20 protein-coding genes are annotated in these 19,891 nt (G+C 67.0%); 13 read left to right on the top strand and 7 right to left on the bottom strand.

What is annotated here, in order from left to right:
* Nucleotides 1-185: 185 nt before the first annotated feature.
* The 4 genes from BUB76_RS09910 to BUB76_RS09895 all read left to right on the top strand — a co-directional run bounded on the left by BUB76_RS09910 (nucleotide 186) and on the right by BUB76_RS09895 (nucleotide 4,219).
* Nucleotides 186-671, top strand: coding sequence for a flavodoxin family protein (locus BUB76_RS09910; RefSeq protein WP_073128619.1), 486 nt, complete (start codon nucleotides 186-188; stop codon nucleotides 669-671).
* A 616-nt stretch (nucleotides 672-1,287) separates the two neighbouring features.
* Entirely contained in the window at nucleotides 1,288-2,361 is a 1,074-nt protein-coding gene (locus BUB76_RS09905; protein ID WP_073128618.1) for a TRAP transporter substrate-binding protein, read from the top strand.
* Nucleotides 2,358-2,888, top strand: coding sequence for a TRAP transporter small permease subunit (locus BUB76_RS09900; protein WP_073128617.1), 531 nt, complete (start codon nucleotides 2,358-2,360; stop codon nucleotides 2,886-2,888). The genes BUB76_RS09905 and BUB76_RS09900 overlap by 4 nt, the downstream gene beginning before the upstream one ends.
* A gap of 5 nt (nucleotides 2,889-2,893) precedes the next feature.
* Nucleotides 2,894-4,219: a TRAP transporter large permease gene (locus tag BUB76_RS09895; RefSeq protein WP_073128616.1), complete on the top strand. Its 1,326-nt coding sequence runs from the start codon at nucleotides 2,894-2,896 to the stop codon at nucleotides 4,217-4,219.
* Between the two features lie 72 nt (nucleotides 4,220-4,291).
* On the opposite strand, the gene BUB76_RS09890 is transcribed toward BUB76_RS09895, so the two are convergent.
* From BUB76_RS09890 to BUB76_RS09880, 3 genes are all read right to left on the bottom strand, one after another.
* Nucleotides 4,292-4,981: a GntR family transcriptional regulator gene (locus BUB76_RS09890; RefSeq protein WP_073128615.1), complete on the bottom strand. Its 690-nt coding sequence runs from the start codon at nucleotides 4,979-4,981 to the stop codon at nucleotides 4,292-4,294.
* Nucleotides 4,982-5,094: 113 nt separating this feature from the next.
* Nucleotides 5,095-5,826, bottom strand: coding sequence for a glutathione S-transferase family protein (locus tag BUB76_RS09885; protein ID WP_073128614.1), 732 nt, complete (start codon nucleotides 5,824-5,826; stop codon nucleotides 5,095-5,097).
* Nucleotides 5,823-7,025 carry a CaiB/BaiF CoA transferase family protein gene (locus tag BUB76_RS09880; RefSeq protein WP_214607529.1) on the bottom strand — a complete coding sequence of 401 codons (1,203 nt, stop codon included), beginning with the start codon at nucleotides 7,023-7,025 and terminating at the stop codon, nucleotides 5,823-5,825. Before BUB76_RS09880 ends, BUB76_RS09885 begins: the two co-directional genes overlap by 4 nt.
* Before the next feature lie 59 nt (nucleotides 7,026-7,084).
* Here BUB76_RS09880 and BUB76_RS09875 point away from each other — a divergent pair, with 59 nt between their 5' ends.
* The 3 genes from BUB76_RS09875 to BUB76_RS09865 all read left to right on the top strand — a co-directional run bounded on the left by BUB76_RS09875 (nucleotide 7,085) and on the right by BUB76_RS09865 (nucleotide 9,255).
* Nucleotides 7,085-8,089, top strand: coding sequence for a DMT family transporter (locus tag BUB76_RS09875; RefSeq protein ID WP_236737893.1), 1,005 nt, complete (start codon nucleotides 7,085-7,087; stop codon nucleotides 8,087-8,089).
* Between the two features lie 261 nt (nucleotides 8,090-8,350).
* Nucleotides 8,351-8,761 (top strand): hypothetical protein, encoded by a 411-nt coding sequence (locus BUB76_RS09870; RefSeq protein ID WP_073128611.1) that lies wholly within the window; start codon nucleotides 8,351-8,353, stop codon nucleotides 8,759-8,761.
* 23 nt (nucleotides 8,762-8,784) lie between these two features.
* The gene (locus BUB76_RS09865) at nucleotides 8,785-9,255 is read left to right on the top strand and encodes a Dps family protein (protein ID WP_073128610.1); all 471 of its coding nucleotides are present in this window, start codon (nucleotides 8,785-8,787) and stop codon (nucleotides 9,253-9,255) included.
* 39 nt (nucleotides 9,256-9,294) lie between these two features.
* Here the strand turns inward: BUB76_RS09865 and BUB76_RS09860 are convergent, their stop codons facing one another.
* The 3 genes from BUB76_RS09860 to BUB76_RS09850 form a co-directional block, all read right to left on the bottom strand.
* The gene (locus BUB76_RS09860) at nucleotides 9,295-9,552 is read right to left on the bottom strand and encodes a DUF1289 domain-containing protein (RefSeq protein WP_073128609.1); all 258 of its coding nucleotides are present in this window, start codon (nucleotides 9,550-9,552) and stop codon (nucleotides 9,295-9,297) included.
* A gap of 224 nt (nucleotides 9,553-9,776) precedes the next feature.
* Nucleotides 9,777-11,105 carry a four-carbon acid sugar kinase family protein gene (locus tag BUB76_RS09855; protein ID WP_073128608.1) on the bottom strand — a complete coding sequence of 443 codons (1,329 nt, stop codon included), beginning with the start codon at nucleotides 11,103-11,105 and terminating at the stop codon, nucleotides 9,777-9,779.
* Nucleotides 11,105-12,361 (bottom strand): ribulose-bisphosphate carboxylase large subunit family protein, encoded by a 1,257-nt coding sequence (locus tag BUB76_RS09850; protein WP_175550292.1) that lies wholly within the window; start codon nucleotides 12,359-12,361, stop codon nucleotides 11,105-11,107. Before BUB76_RS09850 ends, BUB76_RS09855 begins: the two co-directional genes overlap by 1 nt.
* A gap of 90 nt (nucleotides 12,362-12,451) precedes the next feature.
* On the opposite strand from BUB76_RS09850, the gene BUB76_RS09845 reads away from it, so the two are divergent.
* The 4 genes from BUB76_RS09845 to BUB76_RS09830 all read left to right on the top strand — a co-directional run bounded on the left by BUB76_RS09845 (nucleotide 12,452) and on the right by BUB76_RS09830 (nucleotide 17,236).
* A complete protein-coding gene (locus BUB76_RS09845; RefSeq protein ID WP_073128606.1) occupies nucleotides 12,452-13,276 on the top strand; it encodes a phosphogluconate dehydrogenase C-terminal domain-containing protein in 825 nt (274 codons plus the stop codon).
* 13 nt (nucleotides 13,277-13,289) lie between these two features.
* Nucleotides 13,290-14,024, top strand: coding sequence for a transcriptional regulator NanR (gene nanR / locus BUB76_RS09840; RefSeq protein WP_073128605.1), 735 nt, complete (start codon nucleotides 13,290-13,292; stop codon nucleotides 14,022-14,024).
* Between the two features lie 471 nt (nucleotides 14,025-14,495).
* On the top strand, nucleotides 14,496-16,841 hold the full coding sequence (locus tag BUB76_RS09835; RefSeq protein WP_073128604.1) for a hypothetical protein: 2,346 nt from the start codon (nucleotides 14,496-14,498) through the stop codon (nucleotides 16,839-16,841).
* Between the two features lie 107 nt (nucleotides 16,842-16,948).
* Nucleotides 16,949-17,236 carry a DUF1330 domain-containing protein gene (locus tag BUB76_RS09830; RefSeq protein WP_073128603.1) on the top strand — a complete coding sequence of 96 codons (288 nt, stop codon included), beginning with the start codon at nucleotides 16,949-16,951 and terminating at the stop codon, nucleotides 17,234-17,236.
* 60 nt (nucleotides 17,237-17,296) lie between these two features.
* Here BUB76_RS09830 and BUB76_RS09825 read toward each other — a convergent pair whose 3' ends face one another.
* Nucleotides 17,297-18,100 (bottom strand): LuxR C-terminal-related transcriptional regulator, encoded by an 804-nt coding sequence (locus tag BUB76_RS09825; protein ID WP_073128602.1) that lies wholly within the window; start codon nucleotides 18,098-18,100, stop codon nucleotides 17,297-17,299.
* Nucleotides 18,101-18,287: 187 nt separating this feature from the next.
* Here BUB76_RS09825 and BUB76_RS09820 point away from each other — a divergent pair, with 187 nt between their 5' ends.
* Nucleotides 18,288-18,695, top strand: a complete 408-nt coding sequence (locus BUB76_RS09820) for an ester cyclase (RefSeq protein ID WP_373280050.1) — start codon at nucleotides 18,288-18,290, stop codon at nucleotides 18,693-18,695.
* The gene (locus BUB76_RS09815; RefSeq protein ID WP_073128600.1) at nucleotides 18,695-19,873 is read left to right on the top strand and encodes an MFS transporter; all 1,179 of its coding nucleotides are present in this window, start codon (nucleotides 18,695-18,697) and stop codon (nucleotides 19,871-19,873) included. Before BUB76_RS09820 ends, BUB76_RS09815 begins: the two co-directional genes overlap by 1 nt.
* Nucleotides 19,874-19,891: the final 18 nt, after the last annotated feature.

Here is a 19,891-nt window from a genome sequence, read left to right as displayed (position 1 = left end):
CCAAAAATAAGCCGTCCGCATAACAAATTGAAAAGACAAACTAATAAATCCGATATGCGGCCAGATAAGCCGCCTGGAACATAATCCGCCTGTGGTGCCGCGGCAACATTCCGGACGTGTACAGATCGAAAACGCTGACCCGGACGGGCTTGATGATGAGTGAGCACCCGCGATAGCGCTCTGATATGACACGTCTTCTGCTCGTATATCATTCCAAAACCGGCGGCAGCCGACAGATGGCCGAGGCGGCTGCGGACGCGGCACGGGAAGAGGTCGAGACCGTCATCAAGATTGCCGCCGAAGCAGAGCCCGAGGACCTGCTTTCGTCCGACGGCTACATCTTCTGCGGTCCCGAGAACCTGGCCGCGATTGCCGGCCTCCTGAAGGACTTCTTCGATCGCTGCTACTACCCCGTTCTGGGGAAGATCGAAGGCCGCCCATATGCCCAGATGGTCTGCGCGGGTTCGGACGGTGAGAACGCGGCGCGGCAGACAGCGCGCATCGCGCAGGGCTGGCGTTTGAAGGAGGTCCAAGCGCCTCTGATCGTCTGCACGCACGCCCAAACGCCCGAGCGGATCCTGGCGGAGAAGCAAATCCCCGAAGACGACCTGGACCGCTGCCGTGAACTGGGCGCCGCCATGGGCGCTGGCCTGGCGATGGGAGTGTTCTGATCTGCCGCGGCAAGCATCGGATGGCAGCCCGGGCGTGACCTACACCCCCGCTTGTTCGAGACGAACGTAACACCCGGCTATGGACCGGTCTGTGACGGATCGGCCCGGACCCCGGGCACCGCCAGCAGCTTGGACATGCAGCCGCCAGCCCGGTGACCGCGAGGCGCAGGTATGGCGTCACCTTCCCATCCCGGATCGGGTTCGGCTTTTCGACCCAACCGCAAATCTCTCGGCCTGACGGAGCGGTGTCGCCTGCGGTTCGGTACCCTCCCTTCATTCGGATTCGAGAGACCTCGTCAAATGGCCCTCACCGGGCCGACCTCGTCAAGCGAACGCGGCGTGCGTCGTCTCGTGGGGGCTTCTCCATGTGGGGATTTCGAGAAATCACGTCGATCGAGTCCGGGGGAAGGCGGAATCGACCCTGTCTCGATCTTGCCCCGGCGATCGCATCGGGCTTCCGAAACCGCTACGATCGTAGACAATTCATCCTCATTTGGATGAAATTGTATACAAAGCCCATCCGGGAAACCCGCCTTCATGTCCGGCGAACTGGCCTTCGCGCCACGCCGCACAAAGCTTCGCCTTGGTTGCAACGATCTCAAGCGAGGGTTTTGCCATGCACAGAAGAAAGTTTCTCACCACAGCGACGGCCGTCGGCGCCGCGCCTCTTGCCGCGCCGTCGATCGCGCGCGCCCAGGACAGTTTCAACTGGCGTATGACCAACGCCTACGGTCCGGGATCGCCCTTCTACGTCGAGGGCCCGGGCAGCCCGACGGATTTCTGCGAGAAGGTCGCGGCCATGTCCGGCGGCCGGTTGCAGATCCAGCATTTCGCGGCCGGCGAGCTGATCCCGGCGCTTGAAGGGTTCGACGCCGTCCGCGGTGGCGCGGTCGAGATGAACGCGGCCAACGCCTATTTCTGGGCCGGCCGGATCCCCGCCGCGCAGTATTTCACCACGGTCCCGTTCGGCATGAACTTCCAGGGCATGAACGCCTGGCTCTACCACGGGGGCGGGATGGAGCTGTGGGACGAGCTTTACCAGCCGCTTGGCCTGAAGGCGTTGCCCATGGGCAATACCGGGGTGCAGATGACCGGCTGGTTCCGCGAGCCCATCGAGAGCACCGCGGATTTCCAGGATCTCAAGATGCGCATCCCGGGCCTTGCCGGAAAAGTCTATGCCGAGCTTGGCGTCGATGTCCGCCTGCTGCCGGGCGGCGAGATCTTCCCCGCGCTCGAGCGCGGGGTGATCGACGCGGCCGAGTTCGTCGGACCCTACCAGGACCGCCGCCTCGGCCTGCAGAACGCCGCTTCGTATTACTACACGACCGGCTGGGCCGAGCCGTCGAACACCACCGAGCTGCTGATCAACCGCGCGGCGTGGGACAGCCTGCCCGCGGATCTGCAAGCCATCGTCCAGACGGCTGCCATGGCGTGCAACCTCGAAAGCCACACCTGGAGCGAGGCGGTCAACGGCGAAGCCATGACCGACCTGGTGGAAAACCAGGGGGTGATCGCCAACGTGCTGCCGCCCGAGGTCGTCAGCGAGCTCAAGTCGGTCACCGAGACGGTCCTTGCCGACGCGGCCGCCCAGGACGCGGACCTGAAGCGCGTCCATGACAGCTACATGGGCTTCATGGCCGAGCATGGCACCTGGGCCACCCTGTCGGAGAAGGTGCTCTTCGAACTATGAGCGACAAGGTATCGGCCCGTCTGGCCTCGGTCGCGGATATCGCGTCGGGCATCGTCCGCATCATCGGCCAGGTCACCGCGTGGAGCGGTCTGGTCCTGGTCCTGCTCGTGGCGTTCAACGTCCTGGGCCGATACCTGTTCAACTTCGGGACGGTCGCCCTCCAGGAACTGGAGTGGCACGTTCTGGCCGTCGCCGCCCTGTTCGGCATGTCCTACTGCCTCAACCAGGGCGGCGAAGTCCGTGTCGACATCTACTACGGCCGCATGAGCGCGCGGGCCCAAGGCGCCGTGGACCTGTTCTCCAGCATCGCGCTGCTCGTCGTGTCGCTGATCATCGCTTGGCTCTCGATCGGTTTCGTCGAACAGAGCTACTCGATCGGCGAAGGCTCGGCGGATCCCGGCGGCCTGACCCACCGATACATCCTGAAGGCCTGCATCCCGGCGGCCTTCGTCCTGCTCGCCGTCCAGGCGCTCGCCATGACATGCGAAGCCGCCGCGCGGCTGCTGTCCCCGGAAATCAGGTCCTAGAACCCATGCCCTTCACGGAAATCCTTGCACTGTGCATGATCGGTGCCTTCTTCGTGCTGCTGCTGGCGGGCGTCCCCGTCGCCATTTGCCTGGGCGTGACCGGGCTGGCCTTCGGCTATGCCGGTTTCGGCGGGATGCTTTTCACGCTCATGCCATCGCGGATCTTCGGCGTGGTGACGAACTACACGCTGCTGGCGCTCCCCCTTTTCATTTTCATGGGGATCATGCTGGAGAAGAGCCGAATAGCCGAGGACCTGCTGGAGGTCATAGGCCTTGCCATGGGCGGGCTGCGCGGCGGCATGGCGCTGGCCATCATCCTCGTCGGCGTGCTCATGGGGGCGGCCTCGGGCGTGGTGGGCGCGACCGTCGTCACCGTCGGTCTGATCGCGCTGTCGCCGCTACTGCGGCGGGGCTACGATACCGGGGTCGCGACCGGGATCATCTGCGCCTCGGGCACGCTGGGCCAGATCATTCCGCCCAGCCTCGTGCTGATCCTGCTGGCCGACATCATGGGGGAAAGCGTCGGCACGCTGTTTGCCGCCGCGCTGTTTCCGGGCCTGCTGCTGGCCGGACTGTTCGTCGCCTATATCCTGATCCTGGGCATCGTATCGCCCGCAAGCGTCCCGGCCATCCCGGCCGAGGAGCGCGCGCAGGTATCCGGCCGCGACCTGGCGCTTCGGCTGGTGAAGGTCGTTCTGCCGCCCATCGCGCTGATCGCGCTGGTGCTCGGCTCGATCATCGGGGGCATCGCCGCGCCGACCGAGGCCGCGTCCATGGGCGCCTTCGGATCGCTTCTTCTCGCGGCACTGGCGCGACGGCTGAACTGGTCGATCCTGCGCGAAACCGTGCAATCGGCGTTCGTGACATCGGCCATGGTCTTCCTCATCCTGATCTTCGCGCAGCCCTTCGGCCTTGCCTTCCGCGGGCTGGGTGGCGAACGGCTGGTGCAGGATGCCTTCGGCAGCCTTCCGGGCGGGCTCAACGGACAATTGCTGTTCCTGATGATCCTTCTCTTCGTGCTCGGGTTCTTCCTGGAATGGATCGAGATCTCCTACATCGCCCTTCCGCTTTTCCTGCCGGTCTTCCTCGCCTCGGGGGCGGACATGGCGTGGATCGCGATCCTCGTGGGGATGAACCTGCAAACCTCGTTCCTCACGCCGCCCTTCGGCTGGGCGCTGTTCTTCCTGAAGGGGGTCGCGCCGCCCGAGGTCAAGACGACGCAGATCTATCGCGGGGTTCTGCCGTTCATCGCGATACAGTTGTTCGGCCTGTTCCTCGTCTTCTTCTTTCCCGGGCTGGCCCTTTGGCTGCCCGAGGCGATCGGGTGGTAGACTACCGAGGGCATTGAAGGGACGGCGCGGCGGCGATGGCGCGCCACCACCCGTCCGCGCCTGCCGCTGGGTCTAGTCGCCCTTTAGCCCCTTCTCCGCGGTCTGGCCCGTGCCTTCCCGCAGGCCGCGCAGCACCTCGCGCGCCGCGCTGACCAGGTGTCGCCGCAGCGCGCGCGCCGCCCCCTCGGGATCGCGATCCAGGATCGCGGCGACGATCACCGCGTGCTCTTCGTTCGAGCGATGCATCCGCTCGGTCGACCGCAGCTGGGACTTTCGGAAGGGGGCAAGCTTCAACCGCAGCGCCGTGCTGACCTCCTCCAGGTCCTTGTTGTGCGCACCCGCGTAGATCAGCTCGTGGAATTGCGCGTTGGCGATCTCGTATCCTTCCGCGTCCCCTTGCGCGGAAATCGCTCCCAGCCGGGAGACGTATTCCTCCAGCTGCGTGCGCTCGCGCATCTTCATCCTCTCGCTGGCCAGGCGACCGCAGAGGGCCTCCATTTCTCCCATCGCCTCGAACATCTGCTCGACCCTTTCGGGCGTCGTGTCGACGACAATGACCCCGCGAAACGGGATACGCTCCGCCAGCGACCGCGAAACCAGGGTGTGCAGCGCCTCTCTCACCGGGGTGCGGGACACGCCGAACCGCTTGGTGAGGGAGGCTTCGTCCAACCGCGACCCGGCGTTCAAGCGTCCGGTCACGATCTCCTCTTCCAGCGTTGCAGCGATGGCCGTGCTGTGGACAGTTCGAGACGCGTTCGCCATGTCAGGCTGAGTCCTTCTGCATTTGGATCGTTCCCCCGAGACTACCCCGAATAGCGCGAGCCGGATAGGCGACGCGCCCGTGCCGCGCAGCCGACACGGCCACCGGGCGTGGTTCAGCTATCGTCCGCAGAACCGCGTCCTAGCGAGGCGCCGGACTGGTTGAACAGGACGGTGTTGTTGTCCACGCGGTGTTGCCCGCGGTTCTGCTCGGACTTGTGCAGGTCGATGGCGCGCCGAACGGCGGGCCGCGCCTTGATCCGGGCACGCCAGTCGGCGACGCGCGGGAAATCGTCCAGCGACGCCCCCAGCGGTTTCGCGATGAAGGCCCAGGGAAAGGCCAGCATGTCCGCGATGGAATAGTCGCCCAGCAGGTAATCGCGGCCCTCCAGCCGGTTTTCCAGCACGCGCAGGTTCCGGTCGTATTCGCCGCGATAGCGCTGGAACCCGTAGTCGCGCTCGTCCTCGGGCGCGTAGTTGCGGAAATGGCTGAGCTGCCCGCCCATGGGGCCCTGGTTGCCCACTTGCCAGAACAACCACTCGTTCAACGCCTTGCGGCCGCGGCGATCCTCGGGCGGCGGCGCGAACTGTCCGGACTTGTCGGCAAGATACAGCAGGATGGCGCCGGACTCGAAGACGCTGACCGGGTCCGCGCCCCACCCTGCCCCCGGATCGTGATCGATGATGGCCGGGATCTTGGCGTTCGGGCTTATCGCCAGGAAGTCCGGCGCGAACTGGTCGCCCTCGGACAGCTTCAGCAGGATCGGGCGATAGTCCAGCCCGGTCTCTTCCAGCATGATGGCCGCCTTCCAGCCGTTCGGCGTGGGCGCGTAATAGAGGTCGATCATGGGGTCCCCTCCTGCGGGCCGGTCGCGACGCCGGCGGCGATCATTTCGTCGACCGTTGCCGCGTCGTAGCCCGCCGCCATCAGGACATCCCGGGTGTCCTCGCCCAGGCGGCGCGCGGGCGCGGCGGCGTCGGGCGCCCGCCCCGAGAACCGCGCGGGCGGGCGGGCCTGGCGGATCCGGCCGGCCTGCGGATGATCCCGTTCGATCACCGCGCCGTTGGCCTGCACCTGCGGGTGGCAATAGACCTCGGCGCGGGTCAGGACCGGGGCGCAGGGCACGTCGTGCTCGGTCAGGCGGCGCATCCAGCCCTCGGTCGTGTCCTCGCGCAGCGCCTCCTGCGTAAGCTCCAGCCGGGCGGGCTTGTTCTCTTCCCGCGCGGCGACGGTGGCGAAACGTGGATCCTCCAGCCAGTCGGGACGGCCCACCGCCGCGGCCAGGCCCTTCCAGGTGCTGTCGGTATGCGCCGACACCGCCATCCAGCCATCCGCCGTCTCGTAGATCAGTTCGACGAAGGTCTGCGCGTCGTCGTCGCGCTGGGGCTCGAGCTCGTCCCCGACGAAGGTGTAGCCCGCCATGTCCGAGCTCCACAGGAACGCCAGGACGGTGTCGAGCATCGAGATCTGAACGTGGCTTCCCTCGCCCGTCCGCGCGCGCGCCAACAGCGCGGCCGTGATCGCCTGCGCCGTCTGGATCGCGGTCAGCTTGTCGGGCAGGATCGTCCGGACCAGTCTTGGCCGGGCGCTGTCCGCGCCGCCCTGCACGCTGGCCAGTCCCGACAGCGCCTGGATCAGCGGGTCGTAGACGGGCCGCCGCGCCCAGTCACCTTCGAAGCCGAAGCCCGCGATCGAGGTATAGACCACGTCGGGCTTCACCTTCCGCACCGCCGCCTCGCCGAGACCGATCCGGTCGATGACGCCGGGGCGGAAATTCTGCACCACCACGTCGGCGGTCGCGCAGAGCGCCAGCGCCGCCTCGACCCCGCGCGGGTCCTTCAGGTTCAGCGTGACGGATTTCTTGCCGCGATTGTTGTTGAGAAAGGACGCCGACATCCCGCCGCGCCGCCCGGTCACCTGGCGGCTGTGGTCGCCGCCCTCCGGGTGCTCGATCTTCAGGACCTCGGCGCCCTGGTCGGCCAGCGTCATGGTCGCCAGCGGCCCCGAGATCATCGTGGTCAGGTCGACGATGCGAATTCCGCTCAAAGGTCCGGCCATCGCTCTGGTCTCCGATCTTGCTGGGTCCGGCTGCTACGGCTCCACCTATGGCGCCCAGCCGGAAAGCACAGATCAGACTCGCTCCCGGGCGCGGCCCCGCCCGACATCTCGCTGTCCGGTCTTCGCATCTGTGCCGGCGCTGTGATACCCGCCAGAACAACAGAGCGAAGAACCGAATGAACCCCAGAACACGGATACGGCAGGAAAATATCGTCGGCGGGATCTTCACGATCTGCGTCGGCGTGATGTTTCTCGTGCTGAATGACGCCATCGCGAAGGTGCTGACCGATCGCTACCACCCGATCCACATCGTGTTCCTTCGGAACTTGATCGCGCTTCCGATCATCGTTGGCGTTGTGCTGGCGGCACACGGGGCGGCGGCGCTGCGCACGCAGACCTTGGGCCTGCACGCGGGCCGCGGGGCGATCATGGTCGCGGCCGCATCTCTCTATTTCACGAGCCTCAGCTTCCTGCCCTTGGCCGAGGCGACGGCACTGGTCTTCGCGGCCCCGATCTTCATCACTGCGCTTTCGGTCCCGCTGTTGGGCGAGCGGGTGGGCTGGCGTCGATGGTGCGCGGTCCTCGTGGGATTCGTCGGCGTTCTGATCATCGTCCAGCCCGGCGGCTCGACGTTTCAGCTCGCCTCACTCCTGCCGATCAGCGTGGCGGTTTTCTACGCGCTGTTCATGCTGAGCGCGCGCTGGCTCGACCCGGACGAAAGCTTACTGACCATGATGCTCTATGTGGTCCTTTTCCCGATGATCTATGCCGCCCCCGCGGCCTTCTGGCTGTGGACCCCGGTCCGTCCGGACGACCTTTGGTTGTTCCTCGGCATCGCCATCAGCGGCAGCCTTGGCATCGCCCTGATCGGCCAGGCATTCCGAATGGCACCAGCCGCCATCGTCGCGCCGTTCGACTACACGTCCTTGATCTGGGCCACGGCGTTCGGCTGGCTGATCTGGGGCGATCTGCTGACGCCGGCCACCGTGCTCGGCGCATTGGTGATCGTTGCCAGCGGGCTTTTCATCGTGGTCCGCGAAGCGTCCGACTGACACACGCCATCGCGACGCCCCGCGACACCGTTGGCCTCGGCCAGACGACACCTGTGCGAGGCCTTTCGCGGAGGGCCTCGGACACTCCCGCACGGGTGATCCGAGCCCTTCGCCAGATGTCCTGCATCCAAGGGCTTCCCTTCGGAATATTTCAGAGTATTATGATCAGGTAACGTTGGGCGTCGCGATTCCGGCGCCGTCCCGGCCGGAGACGTCACAGCCATGGCGCTTGTCGAACCACGAATTCAGGATCCAGGGACGGTGGCCACACGGTCCGATCTGGACCGCCCCCTGCTGGCCACCATCCGGATCGCCGCGCTCGAGTGCCGGGCCAGCGCCCGGCTGGACCTGTTCCGCGCCTGCGCGATGCTGGGCCCCGACCGCGAGGCGGCAGCCGGCACGTCGCTGGACGCCCTCCTGCGCACCCTGGGCCAAGCGCTGGGGCGAACGCCACGGTTCTACCGCCCCGGCACGGCCAACCTGTCATTCGATGAACGCTGGTTGCTGAGCCTGCTGACCGCGTTGCGCCGCCAGGACGCGCACAGCGCCACCTTCCTGATCCACAGCCGCGTGCCGCACCATGCCCGTCGGTCGGTGGCCTTCCTGGCCGGTCGCGTGGCCGGCGGCCGGGACGATCTGACGTCGCAGCCGCAACACAACGACGTCGCCTGATTTCAACCGCGAAAGGACACGTAATGACCCAACCCGCTGTCGACCTGACCCCCGAGGCGCAGACGGAAATCTGCGAGGCGCTGAACCAGTGCGTTTCGGAAACCGCCGTCACGACCATGCTGGCGCAGAATTTCCACTGGAACGTCACCGGCATGGCCTTCGGCCCGCTGCACGACCTGTTCCAGCAGATCTACGAGGATCACTTCGTCGGACAGGACGACCTGGCCGAGCGCGTCAAGGCGCTGGACGGTCACGCCCTGGGCCAGCTGGGCGTCATGCTCGAGCGGTCGAAGGTGCAGGAGCAGGACGGCCACCAGTCCGACAAGGAAATGGTGCGCCTGCTCATGGAAGCGCAGGAGACCCTGGCGGTCACGCTGGGCGGCGCCGGCGAGCTGGCCGCGCGGCACGGCGACACGCTGACCGAGGACCTGGCCATCGAACGCGGCCGCATCCACGAGAAATTCGCCTGGATGCTGCGCGCCCACCTCAAGTGATCGGCTGATCGAAACGGCCACCGGGGTCGGTCCCGGTGGTCACACCGCGATGGGTGGCGTCACGCCCTTCTTGGCGCATTTTTTCAGATAGGCCTCGGTCCAGTGGGAATATTTGCCCAGATCGGACTGCTGATGCGCCAGCATCTCGATGAAGGCGCGCTGGTGTTCCGGCTTCTTCAGCGCCTTGAATATCTTCTTCTGCGCCTTCGTCATCGAGCATCCGATGCAATGCCCCTCGCGGCGGAACTTGCACACGTCGATGCAGGGCGACGGTAGCTTCTTGCCTTTCTTTCCCATCGGGGATCCTCGGTTTCAAACATGGGCAGCCGGCAACCGACCGCGCGATCACTACCGATTTAGTCGGGAATAGCCAAGCTGAAAGACCCGGGCTCACCCAGACTTCCGGAAACACGATCCGGCGGTTCGCGTGTCAGGTTGTCGGATGGCGGCGTAGTCCCATGCAGGACACCCATTGGACCCGGCGGGCAAGCGCCCGCGCTCGGCCGGGCGCACGAGAGTGGTCAGCTCAGACGACGGTCCGCTGTCGGCTCTCCCTCGCGCAACCGGATGAAATAGTCGTCACCGCCCACCTGCCCGCCCTTCAGGGCGATCTCGAACGACCCGCCGCTGTCGCGATGGGCCTGGCAGATGGGTGAGCCGGGGCTGTCCGGCAGGGGATACCGCAGGGTGAGCGCGAAGATGTCGAGCGCCGACAGCGCATGGCTCGACGTGTCACCGCCCGCGACGCCGACCCGGCCCAGCGAGAACCTGTCGGTGAGCTGGCGGAGCAATCCGCCAAGCGCCAGGCCGACCCGGTCCGTCGCGCGCTGCGACGCATCCTCCGAGACCGCCCCGAGCGCGGTGTAGAGGATCGGGCTCTGCCCCCTGCCGATGGCGGTGCAGGCACGGTCGAGCGCGTCTGACAGCGTGGCCTCCACGCCGTGCCCCGACGCCAGCGCCGCGAAGTCGACCTCGATCCCGGCGAAACCCGCGCGGCAGGCCGCCCGGATCTGGCGCTCGGTCGTGGGGGAGCAGCTGCCGGAGACGATCGCGATCACCTTTTCGGGGGCAAGCGGCGGGATGTCGGCGGCGCCACCGACCGTGCCCGTCGCGGACCAGTGGCCCAGCAGCGCGTATTCCACGCCGGACGACCCCACGATGAACGGGCCGGTTTCCTCCAGCGCGCCTTCGATCAGGGCCCCGGCGTTGATTTGCGACGCAGCATCGTAGACGTCGACGATCGAAACCCGCTCGCCCGCCTGCCGGTTCGCCCGCAGCGCGGCAAGGCCGGTCGTCTTGCGGGTGGTGTCCGGCCCCACGCAGCCGATGGGCAGCGAAGTCTGCGCGGCAAGGTGCATCCGCAGGTCCGCCTCGGCCATGGGCGTGGCGGGATGGCGGCTCATCACCGGGTGACGGTCGATGCGGTAGACCTGGTCCTGGTAGCTGGCGAACAGGGTGCCGAACATCGTGTAGCGGCGCAGTTGCGGGGCGCCCACCACGAGACTGACGACCTCCTGCCCGAAGACCTCCCGTCCGATTTCCAGCGCGCGGCCGATCGACCCTTTTCGCGGCGCGCTGTCGAAGGTCGAGCATGTCTTGTAGTGGCAATGCCGCGCGCCCAGCCCTTTCAGCCACTCGAAGGCGCCGGGCAGATGGGCGTCCATCCAGTCGGGGTCGCGGCTGCGGCTTTCCCCGGCAAGGCCGACGGCCCGGACATCGGGAAACCGCGCAAGCTGCTCGGCGGTCGGAATGCGGGTGAACAGGACAGTCGGAACGCCGTTACCGGCCAGCGCCTCCATCACGTCGGTCGAGCCGGTGAAGTCATCCCCGTAATACGTGAGGTCCAGCATCAGGCCATCCGCTTCCCGAAGGCGTCGATCGCCTGTGCAAGCGCCTCGTTCTCCCGCGCGTGGTCCGGCAGGCCGCGGCCCAGGGCGGCGGCCTCGGCGGCCTGCCGCATGCTGGCGACACCAGCACCGATGCCGCCCGGGTGCCCGATGATCCCGCCGCCCGCGCAGATGAGGAAGTCGTCCGAACCCGCCGCCGCGACCGTGCCGGGGACCTGCAGCGCCGTCTGCCCCGAGGAAAAGACCGGCATCGCCTCGAAGGCCGGCCCGGCGTCAAAAAGCGGCGACAGGACGGCCTTCGCCGAGGCCGTGACGCTGTCATCGGGCTCCGAGAACTTGTTGCCGAGCCCGTTCACGTGCAAGTGGTCCGCCCCGGCGAGCCGCCAGAATTTCTGCCAGGCGACATAGCTGATCCCGATATCCGGCGAGCGTGAGAACAGCCCCCATCCGGCCCGGTGGGCGTGGATCGGCAGGTCGCCGTGGCGGCGCAACGCCGTCATGCCGGCCAGGCCGATGCAGTGCATCGACACCATCACGCACGTCCCGCCCGCCGCGCGCACGATGTCGTGGCCGCGCCGCATCTCGTCCAGGTCGCCGGTGATGTTGAAGGCGACCATCACCTTCTTGCCGGTCCGGCCGGCATGATCGTTGACCACGCGCATGACCCGGTCGACACGCTCGGGCAATGGGCAGGCCGGGCCGTTGGCCTGCAGCTCGTCGTCCTTGATGAAGTCGATCCCGCCCTGCGCCAGGTCCTCGACCACGTCCGCTGTCTGGTCGGGTGTCAGGCCGACGCTCGGCTTGATGATGGTCCCGATCAGCGGCCCGCTTTCCACACCGCACAGGCGTCGCGTGCCGGCCACGCCGAACGCCGGCCCCGGGCAGGCCGACGCGAACTCGGGCGGGAACGAGACATCGAGCAGCCGCAGCGCCGAGACCTCGGCCAGTTCGAACAGGTTCCCGGCCACGGTCGCCAGGACGTTCGGCAGGGACGGCCCCATCGTCTCGATCGGCCAGGACAGCCGGATGCGGCCCCGCTGGAAAGCGTCGCTTTCGATGCGGCACGGCAAGGAGGGCGCCGACCGCGTGTCCAGCAACTCCACCCGCTCGGCGACGGCGCCGGACCGGGCGCGGAGGTCATCGGTCTCGCCCGGCAGCTTCAGGAAGGTCCCCGACGATTGTTCACCGGCGATGACCTCGGCCGCCCGCTCGAGCGCGACCGGGCTTTCGAGTTCGTATTCAGCGTAGATCCTGCCCATGGCGCCCACCCATCACCTTATCATCTTGTCATACAAGTTGATAAGATTATAAGCGGAGGGAAATCAACCTCTGCCTTCTGGAGACCGAGCATGAAAATCGCACTCATTGGCGCCGGCGGAAAAATGGGCGTTCGCCTGTCTTTGAACCTCAAGGGGTCGTCCTACGACGTGGCCCACGTTGAGGTCAGCGAGGGCGGACGCGAGCGGCTGAAGGCCGCGGTGGGCGCCGACTGCGTGCCGCAGGCGGAGGCGCTGAAGGACGCGGACGCCGTGATCCTGGCGGTGCCGGACACGATGATCGGCAAGGTCAGCACGGGGCTGGTGGACGATCTGGCGCCGGGAACCATCGTGGTCATCCTCGACGCGGCCGCCCCCGCCGCCGGACACCTGCCCGAGCGTTCGGACATCACCTATTTCGTGACCCACCCCTGCCATCCGCCGATCTTCAACGACGAGACGGACCCCGCCGCCAAGCGCGACTTCTTCGGCGGCGTCGCCGCACGCCAGGCGATCGTCAGCGCCCTCATGCAGGGACCGGAAGAACACTTCGCCTTGGGCGAGGGCATTGCCAAAACGATCTTCCAGCCGATCCTGCGGTCGCACCGGGTCACGGTGGAGCAGATGGCCATGCTGGAGCCGGGCCTGTCCGAAACGGTCTGCGCCACCCTGCTGGTTGCCATGAAGGACGCGATGGACGAGGTTGTCCGCCGTGGCGTCGACAAGGTCGCCGCGCGCGATTTCCTGCTGGGACACATGAACATTCTCGGCGCGGTCATCATGGAAGAGGTGGACGGCGTCTTCTCCGATGCCTGCAACAAGGCCATCGAGAACGGGTATCCGCGGATCCTGCGCGACGACTGGCTCGGCCTCTTCGAACCCGACGAGATCGCGGACAGCATCCGTCGCATCACCTGAAACGGAGGGAGCCATGAGCGGTTTCGGTCGCCCCCAGAACCCCGGCACCAAGATCGTCCGGACGCGGCTGTCCGACCAGGTGCTCGAACGGCTGCAGGAGCGTATCGCCTCGGGCGTCCTGTCGCCCGGCGAACAGATGCCGTCGGAACGGGAGGTGATGGAGGAGTTCGGCGTCGGTCGTCCCGCCGTGCGCGAGGCGATGCAGCGCCTGCATGACGCGGGCCTGATCTCGGTGTCGCAGGGGGGCCGCGCGCGGGTCAACGAGATCGCCGCCGACACCGCCCTGCGCAGCATGGATGCCGTGGCGCGGATGCTGATCTCGGGCTTTCCGAACTATCTCGATCACCTGAAGGAGGCCCGGATCCGGTTCGAGCTGGGGATGGTCGAAACCGCGGCCGAGCGGGCGACGGCCGATGACATCGCGGTGCTGCGGGACAATATCGAGATGCAACGCTCCAAAATCTCCAGCCCCGACGCGCAGGAATTCATCTACTGCGACATGGATTTCCACCGTCAGATCGCGGAAATCTCGGGCAATCCGATTTACGCAGCCCTGAGCGAGGCGATCCTGACGTGGCTGTCGGCCTACCACGTGCACCTGTTGCGCTGGACGGGGAACGAGACGACCACCCTCGACGAACATGCCGCCATCGTGGACGCGCTCGAGGCCGGCTCCCCCGCCAAGGCGAAGGCTGCCATGAAGATCCACCTGGAGCGATCCGCCGACCTCTACCGTCACACCGACTGAGCGCCCGGCCCGCCAGACGACCCGGCACCGCGTGAGCGCGGGAGGTTGGGGCCATCCGGCTCCGGCATCCATCGACCGATCGCACCCGCCGGGACTGAGCTGACGCGGCCGCCGCGGTGACGAAAGGCGGCGCCCCGTACTGGCCGAGTGCCCGCCAGCCTGCCGGCGCGCCCAACGCGCGGCCGGCCCTTTGGGTCGCTGCTGCCGCGGAACAATCCCCGGTTGAAGCAGATCTGCCACACTTCGCGCCGACCACTTGGACAGCTCGCCGTTTCAGCGTCCGTCGCTTGCCCGGAACAACCTGCGAGATTACCAACCTCAAGCCGACACGCCCGTGTCCCCGCGGGGTCCAGGGGTGAGGTCAGGCCACCGTCGAACGCACCCTGCCGCGCGGGGTGATCGCACGAAAATACCGGTCCGCATCATGCCCGAAGGCACGTTCGCCCGGTCAAAATTCCAAGAGGCTCGGGCATGGAGCAGGTCTATATCGACTACGAGTGGTCAGGCGGCTTCCGGGCCGAGTTTTCCCTGACGAACGATGGGGCCGAGACCCGGCCCGTCAGCATCGAATTCCTCGCCGACGCCGAGATCACGAACATATGGAACGGCGGGGTCGAAGAGCTGTCTCCGGGCCATTTCCGCCTCACGGTCGAAGACGTCGACCCCGGCGAGACCGTCTCGGGCGGGTTCACGGCATCGGCGAACCACGCGCAGATCTTCGTGCTCGAGGACGGCGCCGTCGAGGTCGAGCCCTGGGTCATCACCCTCGATCCGTCGGCCACGGCAGCCGAGCTCCAGACCCTCATCGATACCGCGCCGCCGGGCTCCACCATCACGCTGGGCGCCGGGAGCTACACCTTCGACCGGACGATCGTGATCGCCCGCGACGACATCGCCGTGGTCGGGACCGGGTCCGACGACGTGACGATCACCGTACCCTCCGACCTGGGCGAGTCCGCCGTCGAGATCAGCGGCGGGCGCCGGACGGAAATCTCGGCCCTGGCCGAGCCCGTGGCCCAGGGGCAGGACACCCTTCACTTCGCGACCGGCCACCGGATCGAAGCGGGCGATCATCTCTATCTCGAACGGGACAACACCGCCGCGTTTCTGGCCGAGATCGGCGATACGCAGTGGCTCAACGACAGCTCCCTGCGCACCTCGATCGTCGAGGTGGATCACGTCGACGGCACGACGGTTCACCTCGTGGGCGGCGTGCATTTCGACTTCGACACTGCCGAGACCCGCGTCTACGACATCGACCTGCTGGAGGACGTGGTCCTGGGCGGCTTCACCGTCGACTACGGCCTCGGGGCGGCGGACCCATCGTTGTTCCAGAACACCTTGCCCGACTATGCCCGCAGCGCCGTCATCGAAGTCGATGGCGCGGCCGGGGCGATCATCACCGATATCGCCGCCCATGACGTGCCGTCGCTGGGGCTGAATCTCTTGGCCTCCACCGAACTCGACATCTCGGGCACGACCTTCACCGGCGCCCATAACAAGGGCACCGGCGGGAACGGCTACGCCATCCAGATCCGGGACGTCTACGACAGCACGATCTCGAACCATTCCGATGCCGACATGCGCCATTCCGTCCTCTTCTCGTCGTGGCGTTCCGCGTCCGGCAACGAGGTGCACGTCGCGAGCACGGACCGGGACATCAACTTCCACGGCGGGCGGGATCACGACAACACTGTCCATGTCACGAGCTCGATCCGCGATGCCGATTCCGACGTGATCGGGGAAAGCCTCGTGATCAATTCCACGGGCTTTGCCTACGGCGCACCGACGGACATCGACGCGAATACCGTCCTGTTCGAAACCCTCGTGGGATCCCGGCTCGCCGACGACGTGACCGGCCACGACGGCGGATCCTTCCTGGACGGGGCCGGCGGCGACGACACGCTGCGCGGCGGCGCCGGCGACGACACCCTGGCCGGGGGTATCGGTGACGACTCGCTCCTCGGCGGCGACGGGGTGGACCGCGCGATCTTCTCGGGCCTGTCGAACGGGTATCGGATCACCGAGATCGACGGCGGGTTCGAGATCGAGGACATGGTCGGCGACCAGGGGCTGGACGTCGTCACGGGTGTCGAATTCCTGATCTTCGATGACGCCGAGGTCGACACGGCGGCGATCGACGCCAGAGACGAAAGCCTGATCGAGGCGCCCGTCCTTTTCGGAACCGACGACAAGGACGTCATCGAGGTCACCGAGGACGGCACGCTGGTCTATGCCGGTGGCGGGTGGGACCGGGTGATCTCGTGGGTCGACTTCACCATGAGCGAGGGGCTGGAGCGGCTCGACCTGGCCGGAGACCTGGAGATCGACGCGACGGGCACCGCCGTGGGCGACCTGATCCTTGCCAACGACGCCGCGAACGTCATCCGCGGCCGGTCGGGCGACGACAGGATCTTCGCGCGCGGCGGGGACGACCGCATCTACGGATCCTCGGGCAGCGACGAGATCGACGCGGGCATGGGCGACGACACAATCCAGGGCGGCGGCGGATCGGACATCCTGACCGGTCAGCACGGCGCGGATGTGTTCCAGTTCCGCAAGATCGAGGAGGGCGGCGCCTGGGGGATCGACACCATCACGGATTTCGAAACCGGAGACCTGATCGACCTGACCTCCCTCGACGCCGATCCGGACACCGACGGCAACCAGGCCCTTGCATGGGATCCCGACGGGGGCGCGGGCACGATCCGGCAATCGGGGGACCTGCTCGAGGTCGATATCGACGGGGACGGCACCGCCGACTTCACGATCCGCGCGCCCGGTCACGCGTTCGGCGCCGTGGACTTCGACCTGTGACCGCCTGGCCGGGGCGAACGCCTCGGCCGGTCCAAAACCGAAAGGTTCTGTGATACCTTCAAAACCGTCTGACGCATTGGTCGGAAAATTGCAGGGGGATATTCACGATGCCGAAGGGATACTTGATCGCTCATATCCGCGTCCGGGACAAAGACGCGTTCGAGGAATTCAAGAAGCTCTCGGGCGCCGCGATCGCGGCCCACGGCGGCAAGGTGCTGGTTCGCAATCCAAGCCCCGACCATCGGGAGGGCGCGGCCGAGGGGCTGGCGATCGTCATCGAGTTCGATGACATCGACGCCGCGCGCGCCTTTTACGACTCCGACGCTTACACCGAGGCGCGGGCGGTCAGGGAGAAGATTTCGGACACCGACCTCATCCTTGTCGAGGGGGTGTAGGCGTCAAGGTCCCCCCACGGGCCTTCGCGTTTCGCGGCCATCCAGCGCGCATTGGGAAGCTCAGCAAGGGCTGCGCAATGCGCCGACCATGCGCGCGTTTTCAAGCGCGATGACGCTCTGGTCGGCGAAGGTCTGGGCCAGCCCGGTGGACTGGGCGCCGAAAGGCCGCACGGATTGCCGGTAGATCGTGAAGGCGCCGGCCAGGGTGTCTCCCGACATCATCGGGATCGCCACGAACGAACGGGCGCCGCCCAGGATCGCGGTGGCATAGCGCAGGGGATCGTCGGTCTGAAACACCTCTTCGGCCCGGACGTCGAAGATGTTCACCAAAGCCCGGTTCACCGCCAGGCGGCCAAGCCCGGTCTGCCCGCCCGGCTCGAAGACGCCCTGCCCTTCCAGCCAATCCCGGAAGGGTCCGGGGATCCCGCGCATGTGGCTCGCCTCGTATCGGCCGGCGCCATGATAGGCGAACAGGATCCCGAACTCCGCCTCGCACAGGTCCAGCGCGAACCCGAGGATCGCCGACATGACCGCGTCGATCTCGCCGTCCGACCGGCTGATGATCCGCAGGACCTCGGCCAGCGCCTGCTCGCGGCGCAGTGCCTCCTCGAGGCTGAGCGCGAGCTCGGAAATCACCGCCGCGTGGTCGATCTTGATGTCCGCCTGCGGTGGCGCACCCTCCAGGCGCGCGTGCAGATCCAGCTTCGACGACACCTCGAGCTTGCGATAGATCGCGGCGAGGTGCGTGCGCACGGTGGATGGCGCGATGCACAGCCGGGCAGCGATGACCTGGTAGGTGTCGCCCTTGGCATAGGCCCGGGCGATCTCGATCTCGCGGTGACTGAGGATGTCTTCGGGTGACAAGGCAGGGGCGACCGTTCGCAATTGATGGCTCCGATCCTGTGGCAGCGCCTGCTCCCGGGCAATCCTGCAGATGCTGTAGATGAATACAGCAGGCCCCAGGCACCGTTTACTGCAGATGCCCGATACCGCGGGTCATCCCGTCCCATCATCCTGGCCGCATCGACAGACACGAGGTGATCCGATGCGCATGGAAGAGACGGCCAGAACCTTTTTCGAAGCCTGCGAAACCGGCGGCGGCTGGGCGGCCTGCGCGCCATTCTGCCACGACGGCGCGCGCTTCCACTGCCAGGCCGACGCGCTGGCGGACGTGACGACGCTCGCGGCATATGCCGACTGGATGAAGGGGCTGCTGACCCCGATCCCGGACGGCCGCTATGATCTCACGGCTTTCGCGGTCGATACCGGGCGAAGGACCGTGGTCGCCACGGCCGTGTTCCGCGGGACCCAGACCGGACTGGGCGGACCGGCCGCGCCGACAGGCAAGACCGTCGCCTCGGACTATGCCTACGTCATGGTCTTCGACGGCGACCGCATCGCCGGCATGACGAAGATCTGGAACTACGGCCACGCGCTGCGACAGCTGGGCTGGGCGTGATGCGCTGGCGGATCCTCGCGCTGCTTTTCGCCGCGCGCGTCGGGTTGGGCTTTCAGTTCCAGACCATGGGCGCGGTCGGCGGGGACCCGACGGACGCCTTCGGGCTCGACAACGCCGAGCTTGGTTTCATGATCGGGCTGTTCATGGCGCCGGGTCTGGTCCTCGCCCTTCCGGCGGGGATCATCGGTCGTTTCGCCTCGGACAGGACGTTGGCCGGTCTGGGCCTTGCCGCCCTCGCCGTGGGAAGCCTGGTATCCGCGCTGGCCGCCGGACCGGTCGGCATCGGGGCCGGGCGGGTTCTGTGCGGAGCCGGTTTCCTGCTCGCGACCCTCTATTTCACCAAGATGGTGGCCGACTGGTTCGACGGGCACGAGATCGCCACCGCGATGAGCGTGCTGGTCATGAGCTGGCCCTTCGGCATCGCGATGGGACAGGTCGGCCATACCTGGCTTGCCGATCTACACGGCTGGCGCGCGCCCTTCATGGTGGCCGCCGCCTGGTGCGCCGCCGCCGCGCTCGCCGTGATCGCCTTCTACAGGACGCCGCGGGACCTTAGCGCGGGCCGCGCGGTCCGGATGACGGGCCTGCTGCGGCGCGAATGGGGGCTGATCGTGGCGGCCGGCACGGCCTGGGGCGTCTTCAACGCGGGCTACGTGGTCTATCTGAGTTTCGGCCCCACGTTGCTGGAGGCGCAAGGCATGGGCACGCTGGCCGCCGCGTCCGTCATCAGCGTCGGAAGCTGGGTAATGATCGTTTCGGGGGCCTTGTGCGGGCAATTCGTGGACAGGCTCGGGCGACGCGACATCGTCATCGCGGTCTGCATGGCCGGGGCCATCGTGGCGATGATGCTGCTGTCGGTGCCCGGTGCCGGGCTGACGGCGAGCCTGCTGTTCGGGCTGATCGGCATGGCCCCGGCCGGTGTGATCATGGCGCTGGCCGGACAGGCCGTGGCGCCCGAGCGGCGGGCCTTCGGGATGGGGATCTTCTTCACCATCTACTACGCGATCATGTCCGCCAGCCCTCCTGTGGCCGGGTGGCTGCTGGACCGCACCGGCGCCGCCGAAACCGCGATGGCGTTCGGCGCGGCGCTTTTTGCCGCCGTGATCCCCGCCACGATCGCCTTCCGGCGGCTCACGGCCCGGGACCGCGCCGAAATGATGGAAAAGGCCCGAGCCTAGGATCACGGTTCCGCGCCT

It is taken from the genome of Palleronia salina, assembly GCF_900141995.1.
GTDB classification, from domain to species: Bacteria; Pseudomonadota; Alphaproteobacteria; order Rhodobacterales; family Rhodobacteraceae; genus Palleronia; species Palleronia salina.
This window is presented reverse-complemented; position numbering and strand designations above follow the sequence as displayed.

Coding starts and splice junctions, on each gene's coding strand:
- BUB76_RS09910 (WP_073128619.1), top strand. CDS start 186: ATGACACGTCTTCTGCTCGTATATCATTCCAAAACCGGCGGCAGCCGA.
- BUB76_RS09905 (WP_073128618.1), top strand. CDS start 1,288: ATGCACAGAAGAAAGTTTCTCACCACAGCGACGGCCGTCGGCGCCGCG.
- BUB76_RS09900 (WP_073128617.1), top strand. CDS start 2,358: ATGAGCGACAAGGTATCGGCCCGTCTGGCCTCGGTCGCGGATATCGCG.
- BUB76_RS09895 (WP_073128616.1), top strand. CDS start 2,894: ATGCCCTTCACGGAAATCCTTGCACTGTGCATGATCGGTGCCTTCTTC.
- BUB76_RS09890 (WP_073128615.1), bottom strand. CDS start 4,981: ATGGCGAACGCGTCTCGAACTGTCCACAGCACGGCCATCGCTGCAACG.
- BUB76_RS09885 (WP_073128614.1), bottom strand. CDS start 5,826: ATGATCGACCTCTATTACGCGCCCACGCCGAACGGCTGGAAGGCGGCC.
- BUB76_RS09875 (WP_236737893.1), top strand. CDS start 7,085: ATGGCGCCCAGCCGGAAAGCACAGATCAGACTCGCTCCCGGGCGCGGC.
- BUB76_RS09865 (WP_073128610.1), top strand. CDS start 8,785: ATGACCCAACCCGCTGTCGACCTGACCCCCGAGGCGCAGACGGAAATC.
- BUB76_RS09860 (WP_073128609.1), bottom strand. CDS start 9,552: ATGGGAAAGAAAGGCAAGAAGCTACCGTCGCCCTGCATCGACGTGTGC.
- BUB76_RS09855 (WP_073128608.1), bottom strand. CDS start 11,105: ATGCTGGACCTCACGTATTACGGGGATGACTTCACCGGCTCGACCGAC.
- BUB76_RS09850 (WP_175550292.1), bottom strand. CDS start 12,361: ATGGGCAGGATCTACGCTGAATACGAACTCGAAAGCCCGGTCGCGCTC.
- BUB76_RS09845 (WP_073128606.1), top strand. CDS start 12,452: ATGAAAATCGCACTCATTGGCGCCGGCGGAAAAATGGGCGTTCGCCTG.
- nanR (WP_073128605.1), top strand. CDS start 13,290: ATGAGCGGTTTCGGTCGCCCCCAGAACCCCGGCACCAAGATCGTCCGG.
- BUB76_RS09835 (WP_073128604.1), top strand. CDS start 14,496: ATGGAGCAGGTCTATATCGACTACGAGTGGTCAGGCGGCTTCCGGGCC.
- BUB76_RS09830 (WP_073128603.1), top strand. CDS start 16,949: ATGCCGAAGGGATACTTGATCGCTCATATCCGCGTCCGGGACAAAGAC.
- BUB76_RS09820 (WP_373280050.1), top strand. CDS start 18,288: ATGGAAGAGACGGCCAGAACCTTTTTCGAAGCCTGCGAAACCGGCGGC.
- BUB76_RS09815 (WP_073128600.1), top strand. CDS start 18,695: ATGCGCTGGCGGATCCTCGCGCTGCTTTTCGCCGCGCGCGTCGGGTTG.